Here is a 14,864-nt window from a genome sequence, read left to right on the forward strand (position 1 = left end):
GGGAAGCCGCAGAGCGGCGCAGGGGGATCAACTTCTCTCCAGCTCGATGTCGATACCCAGCGAGCGGATCTCCTTGACCAGCACGTTGAAGGACTCGGGCATGCCCGCCTCGATCGTGTGCTCGCCCTTGACGATGCTCTCGTAGACCTTGGTTCGACCTTGCACGTCGTCCGACTTGACGGTGAGCATTTCCTGCAGGATGTACGAGGCGCCGTAGGCTTCCAGTGCCCACACCTCCATCTCGCCGAAACGCTGACCACCGAACTGCGCCTTGCCGCCCAGCGGCTGCTGGGTGACGAGCGAGTAAGGACCGGTGGAACGGGCGTGCATCTTGTCGTCGACCAGGTGGTGCAGCTTCAGGAAGTGCATGTAGCCCACGGTGGTCTTGCGCTCGAAAGCGTCACCCGTGCGGCCGTCGTACAGCTGCGCCTGGGTGCGGGTGGCGGTCAAGCCCTTGATCTCGGCGATGTCGTCGGGATACGCCAGCTTGAGCATGGTGCGGATCTCGTCTTCCGAAGCACCGTCGAACACCGGGGTGGCGAACGGCACACCGGTGGTGAGGTTCTCCGCCATCTCGATCACTTCGGCATCGCTCATGTCGCCCAGCGACTCTTTCTTGCCGGCCTGGTTGTAGATGGTGTCGAGGAAACCACGCAGCTCCGAGACCTTGGCTTCGGCTTGCAGCATGTCGCCGATGCGCTGGCCCAGGCCCTTGGCGGCCCAGCCTAGGTGGACTTCGAGCACCTGACCCACGTTCATGCGCGAAGGCACGCCCAGCGGGTTGAGCACGATGTCGGCGGGGGTGCCGTCGGCCATGTAAGGCATGTCTTCCACGGGCACGATCTTGGAGACCACACCCTTGTTGCCGTGGCGGCCGGCCATCTTGTCACCCGGCTGCAGGCGGCGCTTGACGGCCAGGTAGACCTTGACCATCTTGAGCACGCCCGCGGGCAGCTCGTCGCCCTGCGTGAGCTTCTTGCGCTTCTCTTCGAACGCGAGGTCGAAGCTGTGGCGCGTCTGCTCCATCGAGTTCTTGATCGACTCGAGTTGGGCAGCCACGGTCTCGTCGGCCGGGCGGATGTCGAACCAGTGGTACTTCTCGACGTCGTCGAGGTAGGCCTTGTCGATGGTCGTGCCCTTGGACAGCTTCTTCGGGCCACCGTTGGCCAGCTTGCCGATCAGCAGCTTCTCGATACGGTCGAAGGCGTCTGCTTCCACGATGCGCAGCTGGTCGTTCAGGTCCAGGCGGAAACGCTTGAGTTCGTCGTCGATGATCTGCTGGGCGCGCTTGTCGCGGGTGATGCCTTCGCGGGTGAACACCTGCACGTCGATCACGGTGCCTTGTGAACCCTGGTCCACACGCAGCGAGGTGTCCTTCACGTCGGACGCCTTCTCGCCGAAGATTGCACGAAGCAGCTTCTCTTCAGGCGTGAGCGTGGTCTCGCCCTTGGGCGTGACCTTGCCGACCAGCACGTCGCCGGGCAGCACTTCGGCGCCCACGTAGATGATGCCGGAGTCGTCCAGGCGGTTGAGCTGCTGCTCGGCCAGGTTGGGGATGTCGCGGGTGATTTCTTCCGCGCCCAGCTTGGTGTCGCGCGCCATCACCACCAGTTCCTCGATGTGGATCGAGGTGTAGCGGTCTTCGGACACGACCTTCTCGGAGATCAGGATCGAATCCTCGAAGTTGTAGCCGTTCCAGGGCATGAAGGCGATCAGCATGTTCTGGCCGATCGAGATCTCGCCCAGGTCGGTCGATGCGCCGTCGGCGATCACGTCACCCTTGGCCAGCATGTCGCCCTTCTTCACGATGGGGCGCTGGTGGATGTTGGTGTTCTGGTTGGAACGCTGGTACTTGATGAGGTTGTAGATGTCCACACCCACTTCACCGGCCACCGCCTCGGCGTCGTTCACGCGCACCACGATGCGGGTGGCATCCACGTAGTCGACCTTGCCGCCACGGGTGGCGGTCACCACGGTGCCGGAGTCGATCGCGGCGACGCGCTCGATACCGGTGCCCACCAGCGGCTTTTCAGGACGCAGCACAGGCACGGCCTGACGAGACATGTTGGCGCCCATCAGCGCGCGGTTGGCATCGTCGTGCTCCAGGAACGGCACCAGCGACGCCGCCACCGACACGATCTGCGCCGGCGACACGTCCATGTACTGGATGGTGTCGGACGGGGTCAGGATCGATTCGCCTTTTTCACGGGCGGAGATCAGGTCACCGGTCAGGCGCCCTTCGCCGTCGAGCGTGGCGTTGGCCTGCGCGATGACGTACTTGCCTTCTTCGATGGCCGACAAGTAGTCGATCTGGTTCGTGACCTTGCCTTCGATCACGCGGCGGTACGGGGTTTCGATGAAACCGTACTCGTTCAGGCGAGCGTAGAGCGCCAGCGAGTTGATCAGGCCGATGTTGGGACCTTCAGGCGTTTCGATAGGGCAAACGCGACCGTAGTGGGTCACATGCACGTCGCGCACCTCGAAGCCGGCGCGTTCGCGGGTCAGACCGCCCGGGCCAAGAGCCGACACGCGGCGCTTGTGGGTGATCTCGGCCAGCGGGTTGGTCTGGTCCATGAACTGCGACAGCTGGGAAGCACCGAAGAACTCCTTGAGGGCCGCGGAAATCGGCTTGGAGTTGATCAGGTCGTGCGGCATCAGTGGCTCTTGCTCGGCCTGGCCCAGACGCTCTTTCACGGCCTTCTCGATACGCGCCAGACCCGTGCGGTACTGGTTCTCGGCCAGTTCGCCCACGCAACGCACGCGGCGGTTGCCCAGGTGGTCGATGTCATCGACTTCGCCGCGGCCGTTGCGCAGGTCCACGAGGATCTTGACCACGGCCAGGATGTCTTCGTTGGACAGCACCATGGCGCCGGTGGATTCGTCACGGCCCACGCGGGCGTTGAACTTCATGCGGCCCACGCGCGACAGGTCGTACGTGTCCGGGTTGTAGAACAGGCGGTGGAACAGGGCCTGAACCGCGTCTTCGGTCGGCGGCTCGCCAGGGCGCATCATGCGGTAGATGGCCACGCGCGCAGCGAACTCGTCGGCGGTCTCGTCGATGCGCAGGGTCTGCGAGATGTACGCACCCTGGTCGAGTTCGTTGGTGTAGAGGCATTGCAGGTCTTGCACACCGGAAGTGCGCAGCTTCTTCAGCAGCACTTCGGTCAACTCTTCGTTGGCCTTGGCGATGATCTCGCCGGTGTCCTCGTCCACGATGTTGCGCGCGACCACGCGGCCGATCATGAAGTCTTCGGGCACGCTGATGTGCGTGGTGCCCGATTGCTCGAGTTCGCGGGTGTGGCGCACGGTGATGCGCTTGTCTTTCGCGACCACGACCTTGCCGGCCTTGTCGGTGATGTCGAAACGGGCGACTTCGCCACGCAGGCGCTCGGGCACGAAAGCCATCTGCGCGCCACTGTCCATCACGCGGAAGTGGTCGTTGACGAAGAAGTTGGCCAGGATGGTTTCCGGCGTGAGGCCGATGGCCTTGAGCAGGATGGTGACCGGCATCTTGCGGCGGCGGTCAACCCGGAAGAACAACACGTCCTTGGGGTCGAACTCGAAGTCGAGCCAGGAGCCGCGGTAAGGAATGATGCGAGCGGAGAACAACAGCTTGCCCGAGCTGTGCGTCTTGCCCTTGTCGTGTTCGAAGAACACACCGGGCGAGCGGTGCAGCTGCGACACGATGACACGCTCGGTGCCGTTGATGATGAAGGAGCCCTTCTCGGTCATCAGGGGCACTTCGCCCATGTAGACCTCTTGCTCTTTCACTTCCTTGATCACCTTGGACTGCGCGGTCGAGGACTCGCGGTCGTAGATGATGAGCTGCACGCGGGCGCGCACAGCCGAGGCGAAGGTCAGACCACGGGTCTGGCATTCGCGCACGTCGAAGGCGGGCTTGGCCAGGTTGTACTCAACGAACTTCATCTCCACAAAACCGTTGTGGGAGACGATGGGGAAAGCGGCTTCAAACGCCGCCTGCAAGCCCTCGTTGGTGCGCTTTTTCGGCGCGTTGTCGGCTTGCAGGAACGCGGTGTAGGCGTCCTTCTGCATCTGCAACAGGTAGGGAATCGCGAGAACGTTTTCGCGGGTACCAAAGCTCTTGCGGATGCGTTTGCGTTCGGTGTATGAGTATTTCGATGCTGGGGCCATGAGATCTCCGGACTTGAGGTCTGCGGCGACTGTCTTGCCTACCAGGAGGACGGATTCCTGGTGGCTTTCTTGGTGGCTGGCCTCTACCAACCATTGGCGGACGGCCTGTGCATTGCACACAGGCCCGAACCAAGTCGTCTTCTGCAGTCGGGGTCAGAAGACACTCAAAAGCGGGGTCGGCGACCGGGCTTGTGGGTGTGCTCTGAAAGCACAGAAGGCTGGAGGCCCTTTCGAGCACTCCAGCCTCGGGGAACGAGCGAATTACTTCAGCTCGGCCTTGGCGCCGGCTTCCACCAGCTTCTTCAGGGCTGCGTCGGCGTCGGCCTTGGCAATGCCTTCTTTCACGTTCTTCGGTGCGCCGTCGACCAGGTCTTTGGCTTCTTTCAGGCCCAGACCGGTGATTTCGCGAACGGCCTTGATGACCGAGACCTTGTTGGCGCCGGCTTCGAGCAGCACGACGTTGAATTCGGTCTTCTCTTCAGCAACAGCAGCAGCACCGCCACCACCGGCTGCGGGGGCGGCCATGGCGGCTGCGCTCACGCCAAACTTCTCTTCGATGGCTTTCACCAAGTCGTTGAGTTCCATGACCGTCATGCTGTCCAGCGCGGTCAAAAATGCGTCTTTATCGAATGCCATTTTGATTTCCTAACAATTGGTTGAACGAACGGTGCGCGCCAATCAGGCAGCAGCCGCTTCTTCGGCTGCCACGGGGGCAGCGCCTTCGCCTTTTTTCGCCGCCAGCGCGCCCAGCACAACGGCCGTACGCGACATGGGCGACATCAGCAAGCCACACAGCTGAGCCAGCAGCACTTCTTTCGAAGGGATGCTTGCGAGCTGCTTCACGCCATTGACGTCCAGGACTTTGCCGCCATACACACCGGCGCGAATGACCAACTTGTCGTTGGTTTTCGCGAACTCGGCCACCACTTTTGCGGCGGCCACGGCGTCGACGGAGAAGCCATAGATGAGCGGTCCGGTCATCTGGTCGGCGGCCACTTCAAATGCGCTGCCAGCCACCGCACGGCGGGCCAGCGTGTTTTTCAACACACTGAGGCTCACACCGTTGCTGCGGGCTGTGACGCGCAGTTTGTCCATGTTCGCGACCGTGATACCACGGTATTCCGCCATCACGAGCGTTTGAGCTTTTGCGGCGAGGCTGGTCACTTCGGAAATGACCGCTTCTTTCTCACTGCGATTCAGACTCAAGGTCTACTCCTTAAATGTGTCTTCGGTCCAACGACCTGAGACACGCCTCATTGCAGCGATCAACTGTTTCGGAACGGATTCCATCTGCAGCGGGATCGCCATCTGCGTTGGCTTGTCACAATTAAGTCGGACCGCATTCCGAAGAACTTGATCCGACACCAACGGTCTTGGATGGCCCCGGGAGCCGGTCATCACAACCAGCCTCCGGGCCCACCACACCCGGGCAACCTGCGTCACCCGAATTCTTCTCTCTGCGATTACGCCGAGATGGATTGCATGTCAACACGAACGCCGACACCCATGGTCGACGACACCGCCACCTTGCGCAGGTACACACCCTTGCTGGTCGCTGGCTTGGCTTTGGTCAGCGCGTCGAGCAGGGCCACCAGGTTGCCCTGGAGCTTGTCGGCTTCGAACGAACGGCGACCGATCGTGCCGTGCACGATGCCGGCCTTGTCGACGCGGAACTGGACCTGACCTGCTTTGGCATTGCGCACGGCTTGCGCGACGTCGGGCGTCACGGTGCCAACCTTCGGGTTGGGCATCAAACCGCGCGGACCCAGGATCTGACCCAGGGTACCGACGACACGCATGGCGTCCGGCGAGGCGATCACCACGTCGAAGTTCATGTTGCCGGCCTTGATGTCGGCGGCCAGATCGTCCATGCCCACGATATCGGCACCGGCGGCCTTGGCTTCTTCGGCCTTGGCACCCTGGGCGAACACGGCCACGCGCTTGGTCTTGCCGGTGCCGTTGGGCATCACGACGGCGCCGCGCACCACCTGATCGGATTTCTTGGCGTCCACGCCGAGCTGGATGGCCACGTCGATGGATTCGTCAAACTTCGCGTTCGCGCATTCCTTGATGATGGCGATGGCTTCGATCAGGGCGTACAGCTTGTTGCTGTCGACCTTGCCTTCGAAGGCTTTCTGTTTTTTGGTCAGCTTGGCCATTTACACGCCCTCCACAATCACGCCCATCGAGCGGGCCGAACCGGCGATGGTGCGCACGGCAGCGTCCACATCGGCGGCGGTCATGTCTTTCATCTTGGTCTTGGCGATCTCTTCGAGCTGTGCGCGCGTGATCTTGCCGACCTTGTTCTTGTTGGGCACCGAAGAGCCCTTGTCGAGCTTGATCGCCTTCTTGATCAAGGTGGTCGCCGGCGGCGTCTTGATGATGAAGGTGAAGCTCTTGTCCGCGTACGCCGTGATCACCACGGGCAGCGGCAGACCTGGCTCAACGCCCTGGGTCTGGGCGTTGAACGCCTTGCAGAACTCCATGATGTTCAGGCCGCGCTGACCCAGTGCCGGGCCGATCGGAGGGGAAGGGTTGGCCTTGCCAGCTGGGACTTGCAGCTTGACGAAGCCGACGATTTTTTTCGCCATTTTTTAGCTCCTGCGAGTGCAGACGGCTGCCACAGTGGACAACCTCCTCGCGGTTGGGGACCCGGAAAACTTCAACAGCACTGGCGTCGGGCCGACCCGCCAGCACCTGGAACTGTCAGGTTTTTTCGACCTGGCTGAATTCGAGTTCGACCGGTGTGGCGCGACCGAAAATGGTCACCGACACGCGCATCTTGTTCTTCTCGTAGTTGACTTCTTCCACCGTGCCGTTGAAGTCGGTGAAGGGGCCTTCCTTCACGCGCACGTACTCACCAACCACGAACTCCACCTTGTGGCGGGGCTTGTCGGTGCCTTCCTGCATCTGGTTGACGATCTTCTGAACGTCTTCCTCGGAGATCGGGGCTGGGCGGTTCTTCGCACCACCCACGAAGCCGGTGACCTTGTTGGTGTGCTTGACCAGGTGCCAGGTGTCGTCGTCCATCACCATTTCCACCAGCACATAGCCAGGGAAGAACTTGCGTTCGGTGGTGCGGCGCTGGCCGTTTTTCATCTCGACCACCTCTTCGGTGGGCACGAGGATGCGGCCGAACTTGTCCTGCATGCCGGCGCGGTTGATGCGCTCGACGATGTTGCGCTCGGCGGCCTTTTCCATGCCCGAGTAGGCGTGGACGACGTACCAGCGCATGCCTTCAGCGGCCACACCGTCGGTCACGGGACTGTTTTGCTCGGTCATTTATTTTCTCCAGCCCAGAATCAGGTCGTAGAACAGCCATTCGACCGTCTTGTCGGTGAGCCACAGAAAGAGCGACATCACCAGCACGAAGGCGAACACGTAAGCCGTCATCTGGATCGCTTCCTTGCGGGCGGGCCAGACAACCTTTTTCACTTCGCGCCAGGAATCGCGGCCAAAAGCCACCAGCTGCTTGCCCGATTCGGACACAACAAACACCACCACGGCAGCACCCATCAGCACCAGCAACGCACCCCACTGCACCAGGGCACCGCGGGAAGACAGCAGGTAGAAGGCGACAAACGAGCCCAACAGCAGCACGATGGCAGCCGCCAGCTTGGCCTTGTCGGCGCCGGTGTGGACGGTTTGTACTTCGGAGGTGGCCATGAAAATCCAGACAAAACTTATCAAAAAACGCGCTCAAAACCCGAAAGCTTGAGACACGCAAGCCCACCAGAGGTCTTGTCGACTTCGGTGGGCTTGTCAACCACTCAACAGACCGGATCAGTTTCCGGGTTTCCCTGTTGGGTGGCAGGGGCAGTAGGAATCGAACCTACAACCTTCGGTTTTGGAGACCGACGCTCTGCCAATTGAGCTATACCCCTACTGGCGGTGCCCCTGAGGGCGCTTAAATCGGTTGGGACCAGGGCACACGCTCAAGCGAGTGGCCCGACCCTCAAAGTCCTTACGCGATGATTTTGGCAACGACGCCGGCGCCAACGGTACGACCGCCTTCGCGGATGGCGAAGCGCAGGCCTTCTTCCATGGCGATGGGGTTGATCAGCTTGACCGTGATCGACACGTTGTCACCGGGCATGACCATTTCCTTGCCTTCGGGCAGCTCGATCGAGCCGGTCACGTCGGTCGTGCGGAAGTAGAACTGCGGGCGGTAGTTGTTGAAGAACGGCGTGTGACGGCCACCTTCGTCTTTGGACAGCACGTAGATCTCGCCGGTGAAGTGCGTGTGCGGCTTGATCGAGCCGGGCTTGCACAGCACCTGGCCGCGCTGCACGTCTTCGCGCTTGGTGCCGCGCAGCAGGATACCGACGTTGTCGCCAGCCTGGCCCTGGTCCAGCAGCTTGCGGAACATTTCCACGCCGGTGCAGGTGGTCTTCTGGGTGTCGGAGATACCGACGATCTCGATCTCTTCGCCGACCTTGACGATACCGCGCTCGATACGGCCGGTCACCACGGTGCCGCGGCCCGAGATGGAGAACACGTCTTCCACGGGCATCAGGAACGCGCCGTCAACGGCACGGTCGGGCGTGGGGATGTAGGTGTCCAGCGCATCGGCCAGCTTCATGATGGCTTCTTCGCCCAGCGGGCCCTTGTCGCCTTCCAGGGCGAGCTTGGCCGAGCCGTGGATGATGGGGGTGGCGTCGCCGGGGAAGTCGTACTTGTCCAGCAGCTCGCGCACTTCCATCTCGACCAGCTCGAGCAACTCGGCGTCGTCGACCATGTCGCACTTGTTCAGGAACACGATGATGTAAGGCACGCCCACCTGGCGGGCCAGCAGGATGTGCTCGCGGGTCTGGGGCATGGGGCCGTCAGCGGCCGAGCACACCAGCACGGCGCCGTCCATCTGGGCGGCTCCGGTGATCATGTTCTTCACATAGTCGGCGTGGCCGGGGCAGTCCACGTGGGCGTAGTGGCGGTTGGCCGTTTCGTATTCCACGTGCGCGGTGTTGATCGTGATGCCGCGGGCCTTCTCTTCGGGCGCTGCGTCGATCTGGTCGTAGGCCTTGGCGGCACCGCCAAACTTGGCCGCCAGCACGGTCGTGATCGCCGCCGTCAGCGTGGTCTTGCCGTGGTCAACGTGACCAATGGTGCCAACGTTGACGTGCGGCTTGGTCCGCTCAAATTTCTCTTTTGCCATTTTTTCAGCTCCAAATCAAAACTGCCGAAACAACCAAAAAACCTGCGGCTGCAGATCTGCAAATAACTGGTGCCCTTGGCGGGAATCGGACCCGCGACCTCTCCCTTACCAAGGGAGTGCTCTACCACTGAGCCACAAGGGCCAAGGAAGCCGGCAAGCCGACCATCCTGGAACATTCAAAACCAACTCAATACCGACTACCAGCGGGACATGGAGCGGGAGACGGGAATCGAACCCGCGTCATCAGCTTGGAAGGCTGGGGTTCTACCATTGAACTACTCCCGCCAAATTCGCCCCGCCCAAACGGCTCACGCCCACAAAGGCAAGAGCTGCCGGACGCAAAGTCCCATCGCTTGCATGTCACACATCGATCGCTGGTGGAGGAGGCTGGATTCGAACCAGCGTACGCGTAAGCGGGCAGATTTACAGTCTGCTGCCTTTAACCACTCGGCCACCCCTCCATAGCGCAGCCCGCGATTATGCCATGGTTTTAAGACCGTGTACCAGCCTCAACGCAAGCCCGTGCATCACCAGGCCACGGGCCGGGCGCCCTGCTCCACCAACCAGGCGTTCGCCTGGCTGAAATGGCCGCAGCCGATGAACGGCAAGGGGCCGCGGCGGGCCGACAGTGGCGACGGGTGGTTGGCGAACAGCAGCAGGTGCCGCCCTGAGTCGATCAGGGCCGCCTTTTTCTGGGCATGCGCACCCCAGAGCAGGAAAACCTTGGGCTGGCCCGAGGCGCTGCAGCGCTCGATGAGCCTGTCGGTCAACACCTCCCAGCCCCGCCCGGCGTGGCTGGCGGGCTGGCCGTCCTCCACCGTCAGGCAGGTGTTGAGCAGCAACACCCCCTGCTGGGCCCAGCGCACCAGGGAGCCACTGGAAGGCAGGGGAAGACCCAGATCGCGCTGCAGTTCCTGGAAGATGTTGCGCAGGCTGGGCGGTGGCTTCACGCCGGGCGCCACCGAGAACGCCAAGCCCTCGGCCTGACCGGGGCCGTGGTAGGGGTCCTGCCCCAGCACGACGACCCGAACCTGGCCGGGCGGGGTGAGTTGCAGGGCCCGCAGGGGCTCTGGCGGGTAGATGGTGGCGCCCTGCGCGCGCCGGGCCTCCAGAAACGAAGCCAGCGCGGAACCTTCAGCGGACGACCAGAAAGTCGCGGTCAGGTCGGCCCAGCCCAACGTGTCCAGCCCGGACATGCGTTCAGGCGAACAGCTCGGCCAGCGCCAGACCCGGCTCGGGCGCGCGCATGAAGGCCTCACCCACCAGGAAGGCGTGCACGCCGGCCGTCCGCATGGTCTGCACGTCTTCGCGACCGAGGATGCCGGACTCGGTGATCAGCAGGCGCCCGGCAGGCACCTCGGCCATCAGGTCCAGCGTGGTCTGCAGCGTGACCTCGAAGGTGCGGAGATTGCGGTTGTTGATGCCGATCAGCGGCGTCTTGAGCTTGAGCGCGCGCTGCAGTTCGGCGCGGTCGTGCACCTCCACCAGCACCGCCATGTTCAGGCTCAACGCCAGCGCTTCGAGATCGGCCATCTGCGCGTTGTCCAGGCAGGCGGCGATCAGCAGGATGGCGTCGGCACCCATGGCACGGGCCTCGTAGACCTGGTACGGGTCCACCATGAAATCCTTGCGCAGCACGGGCAGGTCGCAGCTCGCGCGGGCCTGTTTCAAATAGTCGGTGCTGCCTTGAAAAAACTGCTTGTCGGTCAACACCGAGAGGCAGGCCGCGCTCACTGTGCCGTCGCCCTCGGCATAGCTCTGGGCAATGTCGGCCGGGACGAAGTCTTCGCGCAGCACGCCCTTGCTCGGGCTGGCCTTCTTGACCTCGGCGATCACCGCGGCCTGGCCGGCGGCGATCTTGCGACGCAACGCGCCTTCGAAGTCGCGCGTGAGCACGCGGCTCTCGGCGTCGAAGCGCACCACGTCGAGCGGCTTCTTGCGCTGGGCGGCGGCGATTTCTTCGTGCTTGACGGTCACGATCTTTTGCAGGATGTCGCTCATGGCAGTGCTCCAGGTCAGGCCGCGAAGGCCTTGAGTTGTTCGAGTTTGGCCAGGGCCGCGCCGGAGGCCAGCGTGCGCCGCGCGAGTGCGATACCTGCGCCCATGTCGGCGACCACGTTGGCCGCGTACAGCGCCACGCCGGCGTTGAGCGCCACGATCTCGCTGGCGGCCTTGAAGGTCGGGTCGTCGCGGCCTTCCAGCACGCCCATGAGCATCTGGCGCGAGGCCTCGGGCGTTTCCACACGCAGCGCGCGGCTGCTGGCCATGGTCATGCCGAAATCTTCGGGGTGGATTTCGTACTCGGTGATCTCGCCGTTCTTGAGTTCGCCCACCAGCGTGGCCGCGCCGAGCGAGACTTCGTCCATGCCGTCGCGGCCGTACACCACCACCGCGTGTTCGGCGCCCAGGCGCTGCAGCGCGCGCACCTGGATACCCACCAAGTCGGGGTGGAAGACGCCCATGAGGATGTTGGGCGCCGAGGCCGGGTTGGTCAGCGGGCCGAGGATGTTGAAGATGGTCTTGATGCCGAGTTCGCGCCGCACCGGGGCGACGTTTTTCATGGCCGGGTGGTGGTTGGGCGCGAACATGAAGCCCACGCCGACCTGTTCGATGCAACGCGCGATGGCCTCGGGCGGCAGGTTGATGTTCACGCCCAGGCTTTCCAGCACGTCGGCGCTGCCGCTCTTGCTGGAGACGCTGCGCCCGCCGTGTTTGCTCACGCGGGCGCCGGCCGCGGCCGCCACGAACATCGAGCAGGTGGAGATGTTGAAGGTGTGCGAGCCGTCGCCGCCGGTGCCCACGATGTCGACCAGGTGCGTCTTGTCGGCCACATGCACCTTGGTGGAAAACTCGCGCATCACCTGCGCGGCGGCGGTGATCTCGCCGATGGTTTCCTTCTTCACGCGCAGGCCGGTGATGAAGGCGGCCATCATCACGGGCGACATTTCGCCGCTCATGATCAGGCGCATGAGGTGCAGCATCTCGTCGTGAAAGATCTCGCGGTGCTCGATGGTGCGCTGCAGCGCCTCTTGTGGCGTGATCTTGTGGCTGTTCGGCATGCGTGTCTCCAAAGCTTCTTGTTTACTGGGCGGGATTGTCGGTGAAGGCCAGGCGCAGACCGAAGCCCATGAAGAGCAGGCCGGCGGCGCGGTCGAGCCAGTGCATGGCGCGCTGCACCGTCTGCACGCGGCGCGCGGCCCAGGCGGCAAGCCAGGCATAGCCGACGTTGATGGGCAGCGAGTTGAGGCTGAAGATCAACCCCAGCAGCAAAAACACCAGCGCCTTGTTGGGCGATTCGGGCGCGATGAACTGCGGTACGAACGCGAGGAAAAAAATCGCCACCTTGGGGTTGAGCACGTTGGTGAGGAAACCGCGGCGGTACACGCGCCACAGGTTCACCTCTGCGGTGCCCGCATTCAAATCCAGCGGCGTGGATTTCGACATCAGCAAACGAATGCCCATCCACAGCAGGTAGGCCGCACCGATCCACTTGAGCACGGTGAACGCGGTGGCTGAGGTCGCCAGCAGCGCGCTCACGCCGACGGCGGCGGCGAACACGTGCACAAAGCAACCGCTGACGATGCCCAGCGCGGCCGCGATGCCGGCCCGCACGCCGCTCTTCAATGCGTGGGTCACGATGCAGAGCACGTCCGGCCCCGGCGTGAGGTTGAGCAGCCAGCCGGCCGCGATGAACAGCAGGAGTTGCGGCAGATCGGGCATGACCGGGCGCCTGCGCTCAGTAGACGGCGGAGCCGACGGGCCGGGTGCTGGCGACTGTGGCGCCCTGCGCAAAGAACGCACGGGTGCTGGCAATGGCGCGGTCGATGCCTGCCGCATCTACGTCGAGGTGGGTCACGAAGCGCAGGCCGATCAGGCCGGTGGCCAGCACACCGTCGCGCGCGAGGTGCGCCAGCAGGTCGGGGCCGCGCCCGTTCGCCACATCGACGAACACGATGTTGGTTTGCGCCGAGCGCACAGCCAGGCCATCGATGCCGGTCAGCCCTTGCGCCAGGCGCTGCGCGAGCGCGTGGTCGTCGGCCAGGCGGTGGATGTGGTGGTCCAGTGCGTGGTGTGCGGCCGCTGCGAGCAGGCCCGACTGGCGCAAGCCGCCGCCGAGCATCTTGCGCCAGCGCAGCGCGCGGCGGATCAGGTCTTTGGAGCCACACAAGGCTGATCCCACGGGCGCGCCGAGGCCTTTGCTGAAGCAGACCGAGACGCTGTCGAAGCGGTCCACGATGCCGCGCAAAGCGGTGTATGGATCGCCCCCACGCTCCCCCACTGCGTGTGAGTCGCTGCCCCCCGAGGGGGCGGCCTCGGCTTGGATCGGTCCGGCGCCGAGGCGGGGATCACCCCCAGCCGCCACCGCGGCGTTGAACACGCGTGCGCCGTCCAGGTGCACCGCCAGGCCGTGCTCGCGCGCCAGCGCGGTCGCCTGGTCCAGGTACTCGGCCGGCATGGGGTGGCCGTTCCAGGTGTTTTCCAGGCAGAGCAGGCGCGTGCGTGCGAAGTGTGGATCGTCGGGTTTGATGGCGGCGGCGATGTCGGCCAGCTGCATCTGCCCGGTGGCGTTTTGCGCCAGCGGCTGCGGCTGGATGCTGCCCAGCACGGCCGCGCCGCCACCTTCATAGCGGTAGGTGTGGGCGTTCTGGCCCACGATGTATTCGTCGCCACGCTCGCAGTGCGCCAGCATCGCGCACAGGTTGCTCTGCGTGCCGCTGGCCATGAAGAGCGCGGCTTCCTTGCCCGTCAGGGCTGCGATTTTTTCCTGCAGCGCATTGACCGACGGGTCGTCGCCGAACACGTCGTCGCCCAGGGGCGCGGCCATCATGGCTTCGCGCATGGCGGGCGTGGGTTGCGTGACGGTATCGCTTCTGAGATCAACGGTTTTCATGCGATCCGGCGCCGGGCCGCCCCAAGCCGGATCAGCCCCCTCGGGGGGCAGTGACCCGCGCAGCGGTGGAACGTGGGGGTTCATGGTCTTTGCTCCAGAAAGTTCTTGAGCATCGCGTGCCCATGTTCGGTGAGGATGCTCTCGGGGTGGAACTGCACGCCTTCGATGGCGAGCGTCTTGTGCTTCACGCCCATGATCTCGCCGTCGTCGGTCCAGGCGGTCACCTCCAGGTCGGGCGGGCAATCGCTGCGGCGGATCGCCAGCGAGTGGTAGCGGTTCACCGTGAACTGTTGCGGCAATCCCGAGAAAACGCCTTGCTGCGTGGTGGTGATGACGCTGGTCTTGCCGTGCATGAGTTCCTGCGCGCGCACCACCGTGCCGCCCAGCGCGGCGCCGATGGCCTGATGACCCAGGCACACACCCAGGATGGGCAGCTTGCCGGCAAAGTGCTGGATCGCCGCGACCGAGATGCCGGCTTCGGCGGGTGAGCACGGGCCGGGTGAAATCACCAGGCGATCGACCTTTCCGGCCGCCAGTCGTTGGTCGATGTCGTCCACCGTGATCTCGTCGTTGCGCACCACGGTCACCTCGGCCCCCAACTCACCGAGGTACTGCACGATGTTGAAGGTGAACGAGTCGTAGTTGTCCACCATCAAAACCTGGATT

14 protein-coding genes and 4 tRNA genes are annotated in these 14,864 nt (G+C 63.6%); all 18 read right to left on the minus strand.

Features of this window, described 5'->3' with window-relative positions:
• Positions 1 to 27 precede the first annotated feature (27 nt).
• The 18 genes from rpoB to BSY239_RS18335 all read right to left on the minus strand — a co-directional run bounded on the left by rpoB (position 28) and on the right by BSY239_RS18335 (position 14,863).
• On the minus strand, positions 28 to 4,152 hold the full coding sequence (rpoB, locus tag BSY239_RS18250) for a DNA-directed RNA polymerase subunit beta (protein WP_069048046.1): 4,125 nt from the start codon (positions 4,150 to 4,152) through the stop codon (positions 28 to 30).
• Positions 4,153 to 4,413: 261 nt separating this feature from the next.
• A complete protein-coding gene (rplL, locus tag BSY239_RS18255; protein ID WP_056267435.1) occupies positions 4,414 to 4,788 on the minus strand; it encodes a 50S ribosomal protein L7/L12 in 375 nt (124 codons plus the stop codon).
• Between the two features lie 42 nt (positions 4,789 to 4,830).
• Positions 4,831 to 5,358 (minus strand): 50S ribosomal protein L10, encoded by a 528-nt coding sequence (gene rplJ / locus BSY239_RS18260; RefSeq protein WP_069048047.1) that lies wholly within the window; start codon positions 5,356 to 5,358, stop codon positions 4,831 to 4,833.
• Positions 5,359 to 5,615: 257 nt separating this feature from the next.
• Entirely contained in the window at positions 5,616 to 6,311 is a 696-nt protein-coding gene (rplA, locus tag BSY239_RS18265) for a 50S ribosomal protein L1 (protein WP_069048048.1), read from the minus strand.
• A complete protein-coding gene (gene rplK, locus BSY239_RS18270) occupies positions 6,312 to 6,743 on the minus strand; it encodes a 50S ribosomal protein L11 (protein WP_056267423.1) in 432 nt (143 codons plus the stop codon).
• Positions 6,744 to 6,858: 115 nt separating this feature from the next.
• Complete coding sequence (gene nusG, locus BSY239_RS18275) at positions 6,859 to 7,434, minus strand: transcription termination/antitermination protein NusG (protein ID WP_056267420.1); 576 nt, start codon at positions 7,432 to 7,434, stop codon at positions 6,859 to 6,861.
• Positions 7,435 to 7,818, minus strand: coding sequence for a preprotein translocase subunit SecE (gene secE / locus BSY239_RS18280; protein ID WP_069048049.1), 384 nt, complete (start codon positions 7,816 to 7,818; stop codon positions 7,435 to 7,437).
• A gap of 142 nt (positions 7,819 to 7,960) precedes the next feature.
• Positions 7,961 to 8,036 (minus strand) — tRNA-Trp (locus BSY239_RS18285).
• Between the two features lie 80 nt (positions 8,037 to 8,116).
• Complete coding sequence (gene tuf, locus BSY239_RS18290) at positions 8,117 to 9,307, minus strand: elongation factor Tu (RefSeq protein WP_069048050.1); 1,191 nt, start codon at positions 9,305 to 9,307, stop codon at positions 8,117 to 8,119.
• 67 nt (positions 9,308 to 9,374) lie between these two features.
• Positions 9,375 to 9,449 (minus strand) — tRNA-Thr (locus BSY239_RS18295).
• 69 nt (positions 9,450 to 9,518) lie between these two features.
• A tRNA-Gly gene (locus BSY239_RS18300) sits at positions 9,519 to 9,592 on the minus strand.
• 90 nt (positions 9,593 to 9,682) lie between these two features.
• A tRNA-Tyr gene (locus BSY239_RS18305) sits at positions 9,683 to 9,768 on the minus strand.
• A gap of 66 nt (positions 9,769 to 9,834) precedes the next feature.
• Positions 9,835 to 10,503, minus strand: a complete 669-nt coding sequence (locus tag BSY239_RS18310) for a uracil-DNA glycosylase (RefSeq protein WP_069048051.1) — start codon at positions 10,501 to 10,503, stop codon at positions 9,835 to 9,837.
• A 4-nt stretch (positions 10,504 to 10,507) separates the two neighbouring features.
• Complete coding sequence (trpC, locus tag BSY239_RS18315) at positions 10,508 to 11,308, minus strand: indole-3-glycerol phosphate synthase TrpC (RefSeq protein ID WP_069048052.1); 801 nt, start codon at positions 11,306 to 11,308, stop codon at positions 10,508 to 10,510.
• A gap of 14 nt (positions 11,309 to 11,322) precedes the next feature.
• The gene (gene trpD / locus BSY239_RS18320; protein ID WP_069048053.1) at positions 11,323 to 12,366 is read right to left on the minus strand and encodes an anthranilate phosphoribosyltransferase; all 1,044 of its coding nucleotides are present in this window, start codon (positions 12,364 to 12,366) and stop codon (positions 11,323 to 11,325) included.
• Between the two features lie 22 nt (positions 12,367 to 12,388).
• Positions 12,389 to 13,027 (minus strand): LysE family translocator, encoded by a 639-nt coding sequence (locus BSY239_RS18325; RefSeq protein WP_069048054.1) that lies wholly within the window; start codon positions 13,025 to 13,027, stop codon positions 12,389 to 12,391.
• A gap of 16 nt (positions 13,028 to 13,043) precedes the next feature.
• Positions 13,044 to 14,198, minus strand: a complete 1,155-nt coding sequence (locus BSY239_RS18330; RefSeq protein ID WP_069048055.1) for a GntG family PLP-dependent aldolase — start codon at positions 14,196 to 14,198, stop codon at positions 13,044 to 13,046.
• Positions 14,199 to 14,278: 80 nt separating this feature from the next.
• Complete coding sequence (locus BSY239_RS18335) at positions 14,279 to 14,863, minus strand: anthranilate synthase component II (protein WP_069049081.1); 585 nt, start codon at positions 14,861 to 14,863, stop codon at positions 14,279 to 14,281.
• Position 14,864 lies beyond the last annotated feature (1 nt).

Origin of the sequence: Hydrogenophaga sp. RAC07 (genome assembly GCF_001713375.1) — a bacterium.
GTDB lineage: Bacteria > Pseudomonadota > Gammaproteobacteria > Burkholderiales > Burkholderiaceae_C > Hydrogenophaga.

What these genes read in the sequence shown, in the direction of transcription:
- secE (WP_069048049.1), bottom strand. Translation starts at nt 7,818, where the DNA reads ATGGCCACCTCCGAAGTACAAACCGTCCACACCGGCGCCGACAAGGCC.
- rplL (WP_056267435.1), bottom strand. Translation starts at nt 4,788, where the DNA reads ATGGCATTCGATAAAGACGCATTTTTGACCGCGCTGGACAGCATGACG.
- rplK (WP_056267423.1), bottom strand. Translation starts at nt 6,743, where the DNA reads ATGGCGAAAAAAATCGTCGGCTTCGTCAAGCTGCAAGTCCCAGCTGGC.
- BSY239_RS18325 (WP_069048054.1), bottom strand. Translation starts at nt 13,027, where the DNA reads ATGCCCGATCTGCCGCAACTCCTGCTGTTCATCGCGGCCGGCTGGCTG.
- trpD (WP_069048053.1), bottom strand. Translation starts at nt 12,366, where the DNA reads ATGCCGAACAGCCACAAGATCACGCCACAAGAGGCGCTGCAGCGCACC.
- trpC (WP_069048052.1), bottom strand. Translation starts at nt 11,308, where the DNA reads ATGAGCGACATCCTGCAAAAGATCGTGACCGTCAAGCACGAAGAAATC.
- rplA (WP_069048048.1), bottom strand. Translation starts at nt 6,311, where the DNA reads ATGGCCAAGCTGACCAAAAAACAGAAAGCCTTCGAAGGCAAGGTCGAC.
- BSY239_RS18310 (WP_069048051.1), bottom strand. Translation starts at nt 10,503, where the DNA reads ATGTCCGGGCTGGACACGTTGGGCTGGGCCGACCTGACCGCGACTTTC.
- rpoB (WP_069048046.1), bottom strand. Translation starts at nt 4,152, where the DNA reads ATGGCCCCAGCATCGAAATACTCATACACCGAACGCAAACGCATCCGC.
- tuf (WP_069048050.1), bottom strand. Translation starts at nt 9,307, where the DNA reads ATGGCAAAAGAGAAATTTGAGCGGACCAAGCCGCACGTCAACGTTGGC.
- BSY239_RS18330 (WP_069048055.1), bottom strand. Translation starts at nt 14,198, where the DNA reads ATGAAAACCGTTGATCTCAGAAGCGATACCGTCACGCAACCCACGCCC.
- nusG (WP_056267420.1), bottom strand. Translation starts at nt 7,434, where the DNA reads ATGACCGAGCAAAACAGTCCCGTGACCGACGGTGTGGCCGCTGAAGGC.